Here is a 16,473-nt window from a genome sequence, read left to right as displayed (position 1 = left end):
ACGTGCGCCGGCAACGCGCGATGTCTCGCGCGCCGTCCGGGCGGACTTCAGTGCGGAAAAGGCCAGATGCGCAGCTTCTCCTTGGCGATTTGCCAAAGCCGCGCCAGCCCGTGCGGCTCGACGATCAGGAAAAAGATGATGAGACCGCCGAACACCATCAACTGAATGTGCGAGACGGTGGCGTTGGTAAAGGGCAAGTGCAGGAAAGCGGCAACGGGAGGCAAGGTGCTGTCGAGCAGAATGGGCAGCAGCAGAATGAAGGCCGCGCCAAGAAAGCTGCCGAGAATGCTCCCCACCCCGCCGATGATGATCATGAACAGGATGCGAAACGACAGGTCGAGCGAAAAGCCATCCGGTTCGACCGAGCCCAGATAGCAATAGGCGTAGAGCGCACCGGCCACACCGCAGTAGAACGAGCTCACGGCGAACGCGAGCAGCTTCACCCGCATGAGCGGAATGCCAATGACCTCGGCCGCCACGTCCATGTCGCGCACCGCCATCCAGGCGCGGCCGATGTGCGAGCGCACCAGATTCTTCGCCACGAGCGCCATGAGCGTGACCACGCCCAGCACGAAGAGGTATTTGCGCACCGGCGTGTCGACGTCGAACCCGAACATCGAGATCTTCTGCGCGGTGATCACCCCCGACGAGCTGTTGTTGGAAAGCCAGGGGAATTTCGTCAGCACCCAGAGCACGAAGAACTGCGCGGCGAGCGTGGCGACGGCAAGATAGAAACCCTTGATGCGCAGCGACGGCAGACCGAACGCAATGCCCACCAGCGCCGCGCAGACCCCGCCGAGCGCGAACGACCCCAGGATCGGCATGCCCTCGATGCGCAACTGGAAGTTATACGACGCGTAGGCCCCCACCGCCATGAACGCCGCCGTACCGAGCGACAACTGTCCCGCATACCCGGTGAGGATGTTCAGCCCCAGCGCCGCGAGCGAGAACACGAGGAAGGGCACGAGAATGGCCGTGAGCCAATATTCCGAGGCGATCCACGGCAGCACGCCGAACGCCACGGCCAGCACCGCGCCAATTGTCAGCCGGTCCTGGCGGATCGGGAAGATCTGGCTGTCCGCCTCGTATGTGGTCTTGAACTGCCCCGCTTCGCGATAAAACATGTCTGGCCCCTGCGATGTTGGTTGATGCGTGGTCGATGTCGACAATCAAACGCGATCGATGTGCCGCTCCCCGAACAACCCTTCCGGGCGAACGAGCAGGAACAGCAGCGCGAAGACGTACGGGAACCAGCCTTCGATGCCGCCGAAGTTCCCGCCGAACTGGCTCTGCAGCAGTTGCGGCACGTAAATCTCGGCAAGCTTCTCGGCCGCACCGATGATCAACCCGCCGACAATCGCGCCCGGAATCGACGTGAATCCGCCAAGAATCAGGACAGGCAGGGCCTTGAGCGCCGTCATCGTAAGCGCGAACTGCACGCCGTTGCGCGACCCCCAGAGCATGCCGGCGACCAGTGCGACGAAACCCGACACGCTCCACACCACGACCCAGATGCGTTGCAGCGGAATGCCGAGCGAGAGCGCCGCCTGGTGATCGTCGGCCACCGCGCGCAGCGCCCGGCCAATGCTGGTGGCCCGGAAAAACAGTGCGAGTAGCGCCACCAGCACCGCCGCGATCGCGGCGGCCGCCAGATCGAAGCGGCTCACGAGGATGCCGGTCGAATCCAGGATCGACGCGATCGGCTCGTCCACGATGCCCAGCGAGAGCGGACGCACCTCGTTGCCCCACAGCAGCGGTGCGAGCCCCTCGAGGAAGAACGACAGGCCAATGGTGGCCATGAAGAGCGTGATGGGCGACTGGTTCACCAGCTTGCGCAGCACGAAGCGCTCTGTCGCAACGCTCATCAGAACCATCACCGCGAACGCCCCGACGGCCGCGGCCCACAGCGGCAGCCCGTGCTCCATTAGGCCGACCACGGACAGCGCCGCGAAGTACACCATCGCGCCCTGCGCGAAGTTGAATACGCCCGACGCCTTGAAGATCAGCACGAAGCCGAGCGCCACCAGGGAGTACATCACCCCGGAGAGCAACCCGCCGATCAGAATTTCCAGAAAGAACTGCATCGATGTCTCCCCATTTACCCACGCCCGGCGCCGTCATCCAATGCGTGGGCTACCCGCCTGGCTTCCGCTCGGCTTCTGCGTTGTTTCGCCCGGATTCGATCTGCTTGCGCGGGCCGACACGTTTCCCGATCCGTCTCAGGCCGCGGCCGGCAGGCCATGCGCGGCGCCGAGATAGGCGCGAACGACTTCCGGATCGGACCGCACCTCGTCGGGCGAGCCGTCGCCGATCTTCTTCCCGTAGTCGAGCACCACCACGCGATCGGAGATATCCATCACTACGCCCATGTCGTGCTCGATCAGCACGATGGTGGTGCCGAACTCTTCATTGACTTCCAGAATGAAGCGGCACATGTCGCGCTTCTCCTCGAGGTTCATGCCCGCCATGGGCTCGTCGAGCAGAAGCAACTCGGGCTCGGCGGCCAACGCGCGCGCCAGTTCGACACGCTTTTGCAGGCCGTACGGCAAACGTCCCACCGGGGTCTTGCGGATGTGCTGAATCTCGAGGAAGTCGATGATCTCCTCGACCTTGGCGCGGTTCGCCATTTCTTCCTCGCGCGCCTTGCCCCACCAGATGGCGCTGGCGAGCAACCCGGCGCGCATGCGGGTGTTTCGCCCCGTCATGATGTTGTCGAGCACCGTCATGCCCTTGAACAAGGCGATGTTCTGGAACGTGCGGGCCACGCCGTGGCGGGCCGCCGAGGTCGGATGCATGCGCTGGCGCGGCTGTCCGCGAAAGACGATCGCGCCTTGTTGCGGGTGATACACGCCGTTGATCACATTGAGCATGGAACTCTTGCCTGCGCCGTTCGGGCCGATGATCGCGCGGATCTCGTGCTCGCGAACGTCGAACGAAATGTCCGTGAGCGCCTTGACGCCACCAAACGACAGGCTGATGTGCTGCAAATCAAGCAGTACGTCGCCGGTCTTGCGGTTGTCATTCATGCCATCTCCTGCAGTGTGCCGGGATGAAACCGGAGCGGGTTCGGTCGGGGCGACGCGCGAGAGCGTCAGGCCGCGCAGCGCAACTTCTCAGGCGCAGGATCGTCGGCGGGGGCTCGGGCGCCGATCACGCGCGCCGGATGAATCGCCAGCGTGGCGCTCACGCTGCCCTCGCGCCCGTCCTCGAACTTCACGCGCGTTTCGATGAACTGCGTCGACTTGCCGGAATAGAACGCATCGACCAATACCTCGTACTTCTGGGCGATGAATGCGCGTCGCACCTTGCGCGTGCGAGTGAGCTCGTCGTCATCGGGATCGAGTTCCTTGTGCAGGATCACGAAGCGCCGAATCTGCGCGGACGAAAAGGCGGCTTCCCGGGCAAGATCCGCGTTCACGGATTCCACGCAACCGAGGATCAATTCGGCCACGCGGGCATGGGTGGCCAGGTCGATGTAGCCGGCATAAGCGAGGTTCTGCCGCTCCGCCCAGTTGCCCACGGCGTCAAAGTCGATATTGATGAAGGCACACACGCCGTCGCGTCCGTCGCCGAACGCCACCGCCTCCTTGATGTAGGAGAAGAACTTGAGCTTGTTCTCGATGTACTTCGGTGCGAAGAGCGAGCCGCAGGCGAGCCTGCCGACGTCCTTCGCGCGATCGATGATGCGCAGGTGGCCGTCGTCATCGATGATGCCGGCGTCGCCCGTGCGGAAGTAGCCTGCGTCGTCCAGGGCCTCGCGCGTGGCGTCGGGGCGCTTGTAGTACTCCTTGAGCAGTCCCACGCCGCGCACCAGCACCTCGCCGCTTTCCCCGATCTTGATTTCCATGCCCGGGGCAACCGGCCCGACGCTATCGAATCGCACCTGGCGATCCGGCTGCAGGCAAACGTAAGCGCACGTCTCCGTCTGCCCGTAGAACTGCTTGAGGTTCACGCCGATGGCGCGATAGAAGCGAAACAGGTCGGGGCCGATGGCCTCGCCCGCCGTGTAGGCGGTGCGAATCCGGCTCATGCCGAGCGTGTTGCGAAGCGGGCCGTACACGCAGAGATTGCCGATCGCGTACTGCATGCGATCAAGCAGCGCGACCGGACGGCGGTCGAGCACTGCCGCGCCGCAACGGTTGGCCACGTCCATGAAGTGCAAGAACATCTTTCGCTTGAGGCGACTCGCGTCCTCCATGCGGATCATCACTTGCGTGAGCACGTTCTCATAGACCCGCGGCGGCGCGAAGTAGTAGGTCGGGCCAATCTCGCGCATGTCGGTGGCGATGGTGTCGGGCGACTCCGGGCAATTGACCGTGAAACCCGCCACGAGCGCCTGCGCGTAAGAGAAGAGATGGTCCCCGACCCATGCCATCGGCAGATAGGACAACACTTCGTCGCCCGGGCCAAGCCGATCGAAGGTGCTGCCGTGATACGCCGCGCCGATAAGCCCGGCATGCGAATGGCACACCCCCTTGGGCTTGCCCGTCGTGCCCGAGGTGTAAAGGATGGTGGCGGTATCGTCGGGGTCGCCGGCGGCCACCGCATCGTCGAAAAAGCGGGGATGCCGGGCGTTGAACTCGCGCCCCTGCTCGAGCGCGGCTTCGTAAGCGCGCAGACCCGGGGCGTCGTAGCCGCGCAGGCCTCGCGGATCTTCGTAGATGATGTTCGACAGTCGCGGCAACTGATCGCGCAGTTCCAGCAACTTGTCGACCTGCTCCTGGTCTTCCACGACGGCGAAATCGATTTCGGCATCCTGGAGCACGTGCGCCATTTCCGCGGCGACCGCATCCTGGTACAACGGCACGGCCACGCCGCCAAGCGCTTGCGCGGCTGTCATGGCCCAGTACAAACGCACACGATTGTTGCCCACGATGGCGAGATTGTCACCCCGCCGAAAGCCGGCGGCGGCCAGCGCGCACGCCAGCATGCGAACTTCCTGTGCGGCTTCCTGCCAGCTCCAGCACTGCCAGATCCCCAGATCTTTCTCCCGATACGCCGTGCGGGTGCCGCGCGTTGCGGCGTGCGCCAGCAACAACCGCGGGAAGGTGGTCCGCTCCTGCATGCCTGTCTCCTGTGTCTCGCCACCATTCGACGCTTGTCGAGGGGGAGTGGCGTGGCTCGGTCGGCGCGCGTGCACGTGAGGCTTTCCGGCACGCATCCCTAACGCTATGGGCGTCTGTGGTCGACGCCTCTTCGATTCGAATTGATCTGACGCAGACTGCGATTCGGCGACGGCTTTGCCCGGCCGCGGGCAGCTTCTATACTGGTGCTTCGGCGCCGTGCGGCAGCGCCTTGAGAGTGGGCCCGGCCGTCGTCAGGCAAGGCGAAGATACCTCATGACCCACGGCGGATTTGTCACCAGGACGACAATCAAGGGAAAGTCCCTATATGTCACTCGAAACCCTGCTGCAGCGCAGCGCATGGGCGCAAGGACTGACACCGGAGCAGCGCCGTCGCGTGGTCGCCGAAATTCAGGTGCGGCCGGTGGAGAGCGGTGCGTATGTGTGTCGCAAGGGTGACCCGTCGCACGCCTGGTTCGGTGTCATCGAAGGACTGGTGAAGATTGCGACGGCCTCGGCGAGCGGCAAGTCCGTGACGTTTACCGGCGTGCCGGCCGGCGCGTGGTTCGGTGAGGGATCCGTGCTCAAGCGCGAGAATCGCAAGTACGACGTGATGGCGTTACGCGACTCGGTCGTCGCGCACATGCCGATTGCCACGTTCGACTGGCTGCTCGACACGAGCATCCCGTTCAACCGGTTCCTGACGCTTCAACTCAACGAGCGCCTCGGCCAGTTCATCGCGGCCGTGGAACACGAGCGCCTGCTCGATACCGACGCGCGCGTCGCGCGCTCACTGTCGTCGATGTTCAACCCGAACCTCTATCCGTCCGACGACAACACGGTCCAGATTTCACAGGAGGAACTGAGCTATCTGGCGGGGGTGTCGCGCCAGCGGGTGAACCTCGCGCTCAAGGTACTGGAGCAGGCCGGACTCGTGAAGGTGGATTACGGTGTCCTGACGATTCTCGACCTCGAAGGACTTCGTGAATTCGGGATGTAGCGGGCGCGCCCTCGATGCCCTCTCCGCCCCCCCACGCCCTCCACGCCCCTGCCGCTTCTCGCCTCCCTCCGGCGGAGTCGACGGTGGGCTCGTCCCGGCGCCATGCAGCCCCATGCAGACCCATTAGGCGAAAAAAAGCCCGCAGCACGCTGCGGGCCCGGCAACGCATCGAAGATGCGTCTGCGCCATTACTTCGCCGCGGCGATCACGGCAATCTCGACCAGCAGGTCCGGTGCTGCGAGACGCGACTCCACTGTCGCACGCGTGGGCGCATTGCCGGGGCTGGTCCACGCATCCCACACGGCGTTCATGCCCGCGAAGTCCGATTCGATGTCCTTGAGCCAGACCTGCGCCGAGAGCAGACGCGACTTGTCGATGCCCGCATCCTTGAGATAGCCGTCGATCTTCGCCAGCACCTGTTGCGTCTGGCCCGTGATGTCCTGGCTGCGATCGTCCGCCGTCTGGCCGCCGATGTATACCGTACCGTTATGCACCACGACACGGCTCATCCGTGCGTTCGTATGATGGCGCTGAATATCGCTCATTGACCACATCTCCAAAAGGAATGAAAAGCGTAAGCGCGCGGCGGCCACGCCGCCTCGCTCACTTGGGGAAACCTGCCCGCTCGCTCAGCAGTTCGGGCGCGTCGACCGCCACGGCGAGCTCGCCGAGCGTGACCGGCTTGATCGGTGGACGAATGCGGTAATAGCCCACGTCGGGCACCGCACGTCCCTGCGACTGCGCCAGCAATTCTGCCACTGTCAGCCCGCAGAAGCGGCCCTGGCATGGCCCCATGCCGCACCGCGAGAATATCTTCGTCTGATTCGGACCAACGCAACCGAGCTTCGCCATCCGCCGCACGTCGCCCGCCGTCACCTCCTCGCATCGGCACACGATCGTGCTGTCGTCGGGCGGGGCGCGGAAGGTGTCCGCCGGACGATAGAGTGCATCGAGGAACGGGCGAATGGCAGTGTGCGAGGCCAGTTCACGACGCAAGGTGAGCGCCCGCGAGTCGCGCTTTGCCCCGTCGAGCCTGCCGAGCTTCACAGCGGCCTGGATCGCGGCCAGTCGCCCGGACGGTTCCGCAGCCAGCGCCCCCGAGATGCCCGCGCCGTCGCCCGCCACGAATATGCCCGGCAGGCTGGTCTCGCCCCAGGCGTCCGTCATCGGTCGCCAGCACAACTGCGCTTCGTCCCACAGGTGCTCGCAACCGATGGAGCGTGTGACCTGCGTGTTCGGGATCACGCCCTGATGCAACAGCACCAGTGACGTCTCGATTCGCAGCGTTCGCCCGCCCGCGACATACTCGATGCTCTCGGCCCGCTGCGTTCCGTTCACGCGCAGCGACTCGACGTGCTTCACGTGCTGCACGCCCGCCGCACGGATCGCGCGCAGCAGTTTGAATCCTTTCATGAGGTACGACGGCGCCTTGAGCGCCCCGCCGGCATGACGCAAGGCCTCGCGTCGGCCGCCGGCCTGCGCCGTGTCGAGAATGGCCCGCACGGGCACGCCCGCGTTGATCAGTTGCCATGCGAACAGGTAAAGGAGCGGCCCGCATCCCGCCAGCACGGCAGGCGTGTCCGGCACAAGTGCCGATGCCTTGAGCAGCGTTTGCGCCGCCCCCACCCCCATCACGCCGGGCAGCGTCCAGCCGGGAATCGGGAACGGCCGCTCCTGGGCGCCACCGGCGAGCACAATGGCACCCGCCTGGATCTGCAACGTGCCGCCGCCCGCGCTCTGTCGCGTGACTGACACGCGCTTGTCGGCGCCGATCTGCCAGGCGAGCGTCTGCGGCCAATAGTCGATGCCTGCCGACGTGAACGCATCGACGAGCGCACGCCCATGCAGATAGTCGGGCCCGAGCACCCCGGGGTCGGCCAGCGGCGAGCGGCTGACGCTGCGGTAGATCTGCCCACCGGGCAGCGCGTTCTCATCGACGACGAGCGGCGAGAGTCCGTGACGCTTCGCCTCGAGCGCAGCCGCCAACCCTGCCGGTCCGGCCCCGATTACCAACAAATCCACAGGTTTCACGCTCATGCCACGCTCCTCGCGCCATCCATGCGGCGCACCTGCATGCCTTCACGCACGGGCGTCATGCAACCCTGCCGGTTCGGCACGCCATCGATCTCGACGAGACAGTCGAAGCACACGCCCATCATGCAGAACGGTGCACGATCGCTACCGCTCACCGGGGTGGTCCGGCACGCCGTCACGCCGGAGAACAGCAATGCGGCGGCCACGTTCAAATCGGCCGGCACGTCGATCGGCGTGCCTTCGATATACATTCGCACGGTCGCGCGATCCTTGCGCGCCAGCGACTTAAGCAGCGAAACGTTTGGCATAGAAATGATCCAGAAGCGCGGGACGCTCGGCGCCGAGAATCCAGGGCGCGATGGTTTCACAGTGCGCGGCGGCAAGCGTCACGCCGCTATGGCAGGTCGCGAGATAGGCACCGGGGCAAGCCTCGGATGCCTCGTAGATCGGCAGACCGTCGGCCGTCATCACACGCAGGGCTCCCCACGCGCGCACCACGCGCACGTTCTTGAGAATCGGAAAGGGCGCAATGCCGCGACGGGCGATATCGGCGAGCACATCCGGTGTTACGCCGTCGTTGAAGCCGACGTCTTCGGCCGAGTCGCCCAACATGACCGAACCCTCGACCGTCTGCCGCACATAGATCGTGGGGTAGTCGAGAAATCGCCTGACCCGTTCGGTGACGAGAATCTGTCCGCGCAGCGGCTTGACGGGCGCCGAGAGCCCCACCATCGGGGCGAGCTCGCGATTGCCGAGGCCGGCGGCGAGCACCACACGCCCGGCCTCGAGCGACATGTCGCCCATGCTCACGCGAAACGCACTGCCGATCTGACGAATGTCGGTCACGCGCACGTTCGGCGCATACTCGCCGCCGGCCCGCTCGAATGCGTCGAACAGTGCTCGCAGCGTATAGAGCGGGCTTACATGGCCGTCGTTGGGCGAATAGATGGCGCCGGCCACGTCGGCGCCGATCGCCGGAAGCCGCTCGGCCAGCGCATCGTGATCGAGCACGTCGTACGCGAGCGCGGGCTCCGCCTCCTGCAGCTTGCGCATGCTCTCGACCTTGATCGCCAGTTCTTCGGGCGTTTGCGCGATATTGAAGCCGCCGGGCCGCTCGAACCCGACGGACACGCCGGTGCGGGCGAACAACTCGTCGGCGAACCCCTGCCAGGTGTTGGCCGAGTGCAGCGACCAGCGGGCGTAATCGGTGCACGTGGCACCCTTGCCCTGCACCCAGACAAGCCCGAAGTTGCCTCGCGCGGCGCGCAGCGAATTGTCTTCGCCATCGCACACGATCACGCGTTGTCCGCGCTTGGCGAGCCCGTAGGCAATCGCCATGCCGACGAGGCCGCCGCCAATGACGGCGATATCGTATGTCTTTTGCATGTTTTAGTGATTTCCAACCAGAACCTTGTTCAATCCGTAGATGCGGTCGAGCACCAGCATCACCGCCAGCGTCAACCCGATGAGCAACGTGGAGATCGCCGCCACGCTCGGATCGACCGTCTCGCTCATGTTCATGTAGATGCGCACCGGCAGCGTGATCGTCGTGGGCGATGTCACGAAGATCGTGGCCGTCAACTCGTCGAAGCTGTTGATGAACGCCAGTACCCACCCGCCCGCGACCCCCGGCAGGATCGCCGGCAGCGTGATGCGACGAAATGTGGTCCAGCGCCCCGCCCCGAGCGAGCGCGCCGCGCGTTCGGCTTCGTCCGCCTGCCCCACCAGCGCCGCCATGACCAGGCGCAACGCGTAAGGGAAGATCAGCAACGCATGGCACGCCACCAGACTCGCGAACGATCCGCCCATGTCGAGCAAAGTGAACAGTCGCAGGAACGCAATGCCCAGCACCACCGGCGGAATCATCAGCGGCGAGAGCAGGAACGAATTGATCGCGTCGCGCCCCGGGAAGCGGTAGCGCGCAAGCCCCATCGCCGCAGGTACGGCCAGCGCGGTCGACACGCTCGCCGACGCCACCCCGAGCCACAGGCTGGTGCGCAACGCCGACTGGAAGTCCTCGTCGTCCATGAGCGAAGCGAACCAGCGCAGCGAGAAACGATGTGTCGGGATCGACAGGAAGTTGTCGGGCGTGAAGGCGACCAGGCAGACCACGACCAGCGGCGCCAGGATGAATAGCAGGAAGAGTCCATGGAACACCATGGCCCCGAGACCATTGCGGTCGTACTGAGGATCTTGTCGGCTCATCGTCCCTCCCTCAGCCGAGCCGGCGCGTGAAGCGCTTTTCGAGCGCACGGTTGTACCCGCTGATGATCGCCACATTGACAATCAGCAGCACGATGGCGATGGCGGCCCCAAGCGGCCAGTTCAGCGTGCCGAGGAACTCGTCGTACGCCGTGGTCGCCACGACCTTCAGGCGGCGGCCACCGATAAGTGCCGGCGTGGCAAACGCGCTGGCCGTCAGGGCGAACACGATGAGACTGCCCGACAGGATGCCCGGCGTGATCTGCGGCAACACGACGCGCCACATCACGGTCGCCCGCCCCGCGCCCAGCGAGCGCGCCGCGTGCGAGACCGCGGGGTCGAGCCGCGTGAGCGAGGTCCACACCGACAACACCATGAGCGGCACGAGCACATGCACGAGTGCCACCGTGACCGCGCCCATCGTGAACAGCATCTGCATGGGATGCGCGGTCAGTCCGAGCTTGGTGAGTACCAGGTTCACCAACCCCTCGCGGCCCAGCAGGATCGACCAGCCCAGCGTGCGCACCACGACGGAGATCAGCAGCGGCCCGAGCACCAGCACGAGGCACAGCGAGCGCCACGGATCGCGCATGCGAAAGAGGAAGTACGCCTCCGGCACGCCGATCAGCACGCAAAGCAGCGTCACGCCTGCCGAAAGGAGCAACGTGCGCAGGAAGATTTCGTAAAAGTAGCTGTCGGTGAGAATGTCGACGTAATGCTGCAGCGACACCGTGGGCAGGATGCCGCCGCTGTTCGGATCGAAGCCGTGCAGGCTCAGCACGAACGTGAGCACCAGCGGCACCGCCAGCAGCACGAGAAAGTACAGGGTGGCGGGCATGACCAGTGCCCATGCGGCGCGACGCTGGCCGGCAGCCTCGGGCGAGACCGTCGGCGTCGCCTTTCCTTGGCGCACGGCGGGCGTGCCCGGAGGCGTGGAGGTTGCGGCGTTCATGCGCCCTCCCGCACGAGACGCAGCGCGTCGTCGGCCCAGTCGAGCCCGACGGCGTCGCCATCGTTGGCGGCCGCCACGCCGTCGTTGGACACGAGCACACGCAACTCACCAAGCGCCGTCGACACCGTGATTACCCAGTGATTGCCATGGAAGCTGCGCTGCCCCACCCGCCCGGCCACCCGACCCGCCGTCGCCGGCGTGAGACGGATGCGCTCGGGCCGCAGGCTGAACGTGGCCGGTCCGCCCGCTGCCGTCACATGCGCGGCCGGGATGGCGAGTCGATGCCCCTGAGCGTCGAGCACCGCCACGTCGCCGCGCACGTCGAGTTGACCGGTGATGAGATTGGTCTGCCCGATGAAATGCGCGGCAAACGTGGCGCGCGGGTCTTCGTAGACCTCATGCGGCGTGTCGATGCGAACCACCCGGCCGGCATTGAGCAACACCACCCGATCGCTGATCGCGAGCGCCTCGGCCTGATCGTGCGTGACCATGATGGTCGTCGTGCCGACCTGGCGCTGAATCGCGCGCAACTCGTCCTGCATCTGCTCGCGCAACTTCGCGTCGAGGTTGGACAGGGGCTCGTCGAGCAGCAGCACCGGTGGTGCGATGACCAGCGCCCGAGCCAGCGCCACACGCTGACGCTGCCCACCCGAGAGCTCGCGCGGGTAGCGGCCAGCGTGCGCACCGAGATGCACCAGCTCCAGCGCGTCCTGCACGCGACGCCGCTTCTCGCCCGGATCCACGCGGCGCATGTCCAGACCGAACGCCACGTTCTGCGCCACGGTCATGTGCGGGAACAGCGCGTAGCTCTGAAACACGATGCCGAGCCCGCGCTTTTCCGGCGGCACCGGCGTGAGATCGCGACCTTCGAGCAGAATGCGACCGGTGCTCGGTGCCACGAAGCCGGCGATCATCTGCAGGGTGGTCGTCTTGCCACAGCCGGACGGACCGAGCAGGGAGACGAACTCCCCCTGCGCGATCGACAGGTCGACGCCTTCGACCGCCGTCGTTTCAGCGTAACGCTTGCCGAGTTGCTCGAGACGCAAATATGGGGTGCGGGTGCTCATGACGCCTGGGGTCTCCTTGCGCTCAGCGCTCGATCTGGCGGTTCCAGCGCTGCGTCCATTCCGCGCGCTTGGCGTTCACGACGTCCCAGTCGACGCGCACGAGCTTGTCGATCTGCGCCGGCGAAGGCACGCGCGCGGCCACCGCCATCGACAACTGCGTCTTCTTGTTGGACGGCGCCACGCCCTGGCTCTCGGCGAGCAGCGCCTGGGTCTGCGGGGTGAGAATCATCTGCACGAACTTCTGCGCGAGCGCGTCGTTGGCCGACTTGTCCACCACGCACATGCCCATGGCGAGCGCAACGGCGCCCTCCTTCGGGTAGACGAACTCCACCGGAATGCCCTGCTGGCGCAAGGCCTGGACGCGGCCGTTGCCCCATACGGCGATCGCAACCTCGTCAGACTGGAACAGCTCGGCGATCTTGCCCGGCGACGGATCGAACGACAGCACGTTCGGTGCGATCTTTTCCATCTCGCGGAAGCCCGGCTCGACGTTGGCATCGCTGCCGCCGTTGAGCTTCGACTCGACGATCAGCGCATGAAGGCCATAGGTGTTCTTGATGCTCGGCATCACGAGCTTGCCCTTGTACTTCGGGTCCGACAGTTCCTTCCACGAGGTCGGCGCGGGCCAGCCCTTGGCCTGGAACAGACGCGTGTTGTAGGCGATGCCCGTGGCGATCAGCCCCGCGGCCACCGCGTTGCCGCTCTTGAACTTCGCGATGTCGTACAGATCGTGATAGACGGGCGCGTCGGCGAGCTTGCCGCAGAACCCCATCTGGATCGCCTGGTACATCGGGCCGTCATCGAGGAAAACCACGTCCATGCCGGCCTTGCCCTTCTGTGCCTGAAGCTTCGCGAGCGTCGTGGTCGAATCGCCGGGCACGATCACCACCTTCGTGCCGGGGTTCGCCTTTTCAAAGCCCGGAATGACGTCTTTCTTGAGCATCTGCTCGAACGAGCCGCCGTAGGCGCCGACATAAAGCGTGGTGTCGGCCTGGGCGGGGCAAGCGCCGAACATGAATGCAGCCACGCCAGCCGACAGGGCGGCGGCGCGACCGAGTTTGCGAAGGGTTTGGGGAACGACAGTCTTCATCGAGAGGCTCCTTGCGTGAAGCGGTGTTATGTGATGTTATGGGCCGGCATTACAAAAAAACTCGAACTATTGCGTTGTTTTCGTAGGGTCGTTTTCGACTCGCCCACGGTCAAATCACATTTTTTTACCCATCCATACGCAAATGTTATGGGGGTGCGTTGCGAGGATTCGATGAAGATTCGGCAACTGGAGGCATTTCGTGCGCTGATCCTGCGCCAGACGGTCACGCGCGCGGCGGACATGCTTCATATCTCGCAGCCGGCGGTCACGCGCCTGATCAACGACCTGGAGACCGACGTAGGGTTTTCCTTATTCGATCGGATCAACGGCCGGTTGAACCCAACACCCGAGGCGATGGTGCTATTCGAAGAGGTGGAGCGTTCGTTCGCCGGGATCGATCGCATTGCGCAGACGGCCGAGCAAATCAAATCGTTGCGGCGCGGCTCGCTGCACATCGCCGGAGCGCCCGCGCTCGCGCTCGAGTTTCTGCCGACCGCGCTCACCGGGTTCATGCGCGAGCACCCCGGCATCAGCACCACGCTGCTCATCCATGCGTCGAGCATCGTGGTGGACATGGTGGTCGGGCGGCGGTGCGACGTGGGCTTCATCGCCCATCCGCTCACGCACGCGGGCGTGGACATCGAACCGCTGCATCGCGCGCCCATGCGCTGCATCCTGCCGCGCGGGCACCGGTTGGCCTCTCGCGATGTGATTTACCCGGAAGACCTGCTCAACGAGTCGTTCGTGTCCTATCCGAAGGAGTTCGACGGGCGCATGTACATCGACCGGATCTTCGCCGAGCGCCAGATCGACCGGATCATGACGGCGGAGTCGCAGTTGTCGGCGGCGATCTGCGTGCTTGTGGAGCACGGCGCCGGCGTGGCGATCATCGACCAGATCACCGCCACTTATGCGGCGCAGCGCGTAGTCGTCAAGCCGTTCGAGCCGACGGTGCACTCGAGCTTCTCGCTCGTCACGTCGAACCAGCACCCGCCGTCGCAACTGGCGACGGCCTTCGTGGCGTATACGAAGCAGCGGATGATCGCCCAATTCGGCGCCTGAAACCCAGGGTCGATCCGCCCCCGGCACCGGCGCCACGCCCCCCATCCGAAGCGCGCACGCAAGCGCTCGCCAAACAGCCCTTGCCTGTCGCGCCGCCCGATTGATAAGCTCTCGCCCGGCCCGCGTCGCCGGGACTTCGACAGACAAGAGAAACAAGAGAAACAAGAGAGACAACCCTATGTTGCAACGCAGTACCCGTAAAGCGGCGCGCCTGAGCGCTGCCGCGCTGTCCATGTTGGCGCTGTGCTCGGTATTGACACCCCCTGCCGGCGCCGAGCCGCTGCATCCCGTCAAACTGAGCCGGCAGGCACTCGTGGGCCCGATCTTCGAACGGGAAGACGCCGTGCACGACAGCGAAGACGGCAACGACACCGTGGACGTCACGTCCTACACCTCCGGCGACCGGGTCTTCCAGACGGGTGTGTTCCAGTCGGGGCCGGTGCGCGAGGAGGTTCGCGCCACGCCCGGGTATCCATACACCGAACTGCTCGTCTTCCTCTCGGGCGGCGCCCGGTTCACGTCGCGCGACGGCACCGTGGTCGAAGCCGGCCCGGGCGATGCCGTTACGCTCCCCAAGGGCTGGAGCGGCGTGTTCGAATCGAAGGGCTACACCAAGCTCTACGCCGTGTACGATCCGGACGCCCCCGCCCACATCGGGCAGGACTGAGCCGCGCATGGTGCCGGCGCAGCGGCGGGAACCGATGGGTACCGATGGGCACCGATGGGAATTTGCGGGTGGCGGGTGGCGGGCGCCCAGGTGGCGCACGGCCGCTCGCTGCCGATCGGGACATCGGTGGCATCGGGGGTAAACGTTAGTTCCTCCCAGCAATAGAGAAGGTGTCAAACGCTCCTAATTATGCATTTTTGTCGGGCACTACCATGACTTCACCGTGAACACGGTTTGCGGCAGTCAGACAAAAATTCTCAGGAGACACGGCATGCTTCACGACCTTCGCGCAACGCCCGAGACAGTGCACTGGGGCTACTTCAACGCGACCCAGAAACCGGCTCTGACCATCAAGAGCGGAGACTTCATCCGCGCCGAGGCGGTCACCCATCATGCGGGCGACGCGCCCGATCTCATGATGGACGACGCCGTTCGCGCCATCTACGAAAAGATTCCCCACGAGGATCGCAATCCCGGCGTGCACATCATGACCGGCCCGATCCATGTGGAAGGTGCCAAGCCGGGCGACATGCTCGAAGTGCGCTACCTCCAGATGATTCCGCGCTTTCGCTTCGGTGCCAACGTTGCCGCGCACTGGGGGCAGTTGTATGAGGATTTCAAGAAGGAGCGCGTAACGATCTACGAGCTGGACAACCGTTCGAACACGGCCCACGCCCTGTTCGCATTCGACTATCCGGGCAAGCTGACCACGCCGGGCAAGCTCGTCGATCATCGCGAATGCTGCAAGGAACCGGCACTCGCCGGCGTGCGCGTACCGGTGCGGCCGCACCTGGGAACGGCGGGCGTCGCCCCTGACGCCCAGGGCCGCGTGTCGACGGTCGAGCCCGGCCTGCATGGCGGCAACATCGACAACTGGCGTATCGGCGCCGGCGCGACCATGTATTACAGGGTTCAGGTCGACGGCGGCCTCTTCTCCATCGGCGACCCCCACATCTCGCAGGGCGACGGCGAGATCAGCGGCACCGCCATCGAGGCGTCGCTCAACGTGTTGTTCCAGATCGTGCTGCGCAAGGACTTCGAATTCCCGTCGCCACTGCTGGAAACGCCCGACGCCTGGATCGTGCACGGCTTCCATCAGGATCTGGACGAAGCGGGCAAGAATGCCGCGCGCGACATGATCCATCTGCTCACGGAGCAGCAGGGCCTGTCGCGTGACGACGCCTACTCGCTCATGAGCGTGGCCGCGGACTTCGGGGTCACGCAGGTGGTCGACGGCACCCAAGGCGTGCACTGCACCATGCCGCGCAGCATGTTCCCGCCCAAATCGTCGAAGTCTTGAAGGTCGCTGGCGGGCCGTCCCCGCCCGCGTCAACAG

16 protein-coding genes are annotated in these 16,473 nt (G+C 65.2%); 4 read left to right on the top strand and 12 right to left on the bottom strand.

The genetic code is table 11. The features are described from left to right. Positions 1 to 47: 47 nt before the first annotated feature. The 4 genes from PMO31116_RS14020 to PMO31116_RS14005 all read right to left on the bottom strand — a co-directional run bounded on the left by PMO31116_RS14020 (position 48) and on the right by PMO31116_RS14005 (position 5,065). Positions 48 to 1,124: a branched-chain amino acid ABC transporter permease gene (locus PMO31116_RS14020; RefSeq protein ID WP_150567246.1), complete on the bottom strand. Its 1,077-nt coding sequence runs from the start codon at positions 1,122 to 1,124 to the stop codon at positions 48 to 50. A gap of 45 nt (positions 1,125 to 1,169) precedes the next feature. Next, on the bottom strand, positions 1,170 to 2,084 hold the full coding sequence (locus tag PMO31116_RS14015; protein ID WP_150567245.1) for a branched-chain amino acid ABC transporter permease: 915 nt from the start codon (positions 2,082 to 2,084) through the stop codon (positions 1,170 to 1,172). A gap of 135 nt (positions 2,085 to 2,219) precedes the next feature. Beyond that, positions 2,220 to 3,026: an ABC transporter ATP-binding protein gene (locus tag PMO31116_RS14010; protein WP_150567244.1), complete on the bottom strand. Its 807-nt coding sequence runs from the start codon at positions 3,024 to 3,026 to the stop codon at positions 2,220 to 2,222. A 65-nt stretch (positions 3,027 to 3,091) separates the two neighbouring features. Beyond that, a complete protein-coding gene (locus tag PMO31116_RS14005; RefSeq protein ID WP_150567243.1) occupies positions 3,092 to 5,065 on the bottom strand; it encodes an AMP-dependent synthetase/ligase in 1,974 nt (657 codons plus the stop codon). A gap of 326 nt (positions 5,066 to 5,391) precedes the next feature. On the opposite strand from PMO31116_RS14005, the gene panV reads away from it, so the two are divergent. Continuing rightward, positions 5,392 to 6,063, top strand: a complete 672-nt coding sequence (gene panV, locus PMO31116_RS14000) for a pandorabactin biosynthesis transcriptional regulator PanV (protein ID WP_023595389.1) — start codon at positions 5,392 to 5,394, stop codon at positions 6,061 to 6,063. A gap of 188 nt (positions 6,064 to 6,251) precedes the next feature. On the opposite strand, the gene PMO31116_RS13995 is transcribed toward panV, so the two are convergent. From PMO31116_RS13995 to PMO31116_RS13960, 8 genes are read right to left on the bottom strand one after another with little or no spacing between them, the layout of a single operon-like run. Next, positions 6,252 to 6,608, bottom strand: a complete 357-nt coding sequence (locus tag PMO31116_RS13995; protein ID WP_150567242.1) for a RidA family protein — start codon at positions 6,606 to 6,608, stop codon at positions 6,252 to 6,254. Positions 6,609 to 6,666: 58 nt separating this feature from the next. Continuing rightward, positions 6,667 to 8,100 carry an FAD/NAD(P)-dependent oxidoreductase gene (locus PMO31116_RS13990; RefSeq protein WP_150567241.1) on the bottom strand — a complete coding sequence of 478 codons (1,434 nt, stop codon included), beginning with the start codon at positions 8,098 to 8,100 and terminating at the stop codon, positions 6,667 to 6,669. Next, entirely contained in the window at positions 8,097 to 8,405 is a 309-nt protein-coding gene (locus PMO31116_RS13985) for a (2Fe-2S)-binding protein (protein WP_150567240.1), read from the bottom strand. The genes PMO31116_RS13990 and PMO31116_RS13985 overlap by 4 nt, the downstream gene beginning before the upstream one ends. Beyond that, complete coding sequence (locus tag PMO31116_RS13980) at positions 8,383 to 9,483, bottom strand: NAD(P)/FAD-dependent oxidoreductase (protein WP_150567239.1); 1,101 nt, start codon at positions 9,481 to 9,483, stop codon at positions 8,383 to 8,385. The genes PMO31116_RS13985 and PMO31116_RS13980 overlap by 23 nt, the downstream gene beginning before the upstream one ends. A 3-nt stretch (positions 9,484 to 9,486) precedes the next feature. Continuing rightward, entirely contained in the window at positions 9,487 to 10,302 is an 816-nt protein-coding gene (locus PMO31116_RS13975; protein WP_150567238.1) for an ABC transporter permease, read from the bottom strand. Between the two features lie 10 nt (positions 10,303 to 10,312). Continuing rightward, positions 10,313 to 11,251: an ABC transporter permease gene (locus tag PMO31116_RS13970; RefSeq protein WP_425494794.1), complete on the bottom strand. Its 939-nt coding sequence runs from the start codon at positions 11,249 to 11,251 to the stop codon at positions 10,313 to 10,315. Beyond that, on the bottom strand, positions 11,248 to 12,318 hold the full coding sequence (locus PMO31116_RS13965) for an ABC transporter ATP-binding protein (protein ID WP_150567237.1): 1,071 nt from the start codon (positions 12,316 to 12,318) through the stop codon (positions 11,248 to 11,250). Before PMO31116_RS13965 ends, PMO31116_RS13970 begins: the two co-directional genes overlap by 4 nt. A gap of 22 nt (positions 12,319 to 12,340) precedes the next feature. After that, positions 12,341 to 13,408 carry an ABC transporter substrate-binding protein gene (locus PMO31116_RS13960; protein ID WP_150567236.1) on the bottom strand — a complete coding sequence of 356 codons (1,068 nt, stop codon included), beginning with the start codon at positions 13,406 to 13,408 and terminating at the stop codon, positions 12,341 to 12,343. A 171-nt stretch (positions 13,409 to 13,579) separates the two neighbouring features. Between PMO31116_RS13960 and PMO31116_RS13955 the strand changes: the two genes are divergently transcribed. The 3 genes from PMO31116_RS13955 (at position 13,580) to PMO31116_RS13945 (ending at position 16,437) form a co-directional block, all read left to right on the top strand. Then, positions 13,580 to 14,470: a LysR substrate-binding domain-containing protein gene (locus PMO31116_RS13955; protein WP_174971302.1), complete on the top strand. Its 891-nt coding sequence runs from the start codon at positions 13,580 to 13,582 to the stop codon at positions 14,468 to 14,470. A 178-nt stretch (positions 14,471 to 14,648) separates the two neighbouring features. Then, entirely contained in the window at positions 14,649 to 15,137 is a 489-nt protein-coding gene (locus PMO31116_RS13950) for a cupin domain-containing protein (protein WP_150567234.1), read from the top strand. Between the two features lie 271 nt (positions 15,138 to 15,408). Continuing rightward, positions 15,409 to 16,437, top strand: coding sequence for an acetamidase/formamidase family protein (locus PMO31116_RS13945; RefSeq protein ID WP_150567233.1), 1,029 nt, complete (start codon positions 15,409 to 15,411; stop codon positions 16,435 to 16,437). Positions 16,438 to 16,473 lie beyond the last annotated feature (36 nt).

Origin of the sequence: Pandoraea morbifera (genome assembly GCF_902459575.1) — a bacterium.
In the GTDB taxonomy this organism is placed as follows: domain Bacteria; phylum Pseudomonadota; class Gammaproteobacteria; order Burkholderiales; family Burkholderiaceae; genus Pandoraea; species Pandoraea morbifera.
This window is presented reverse-complemented; position numbering and strand designations above follow the sequence as displayed.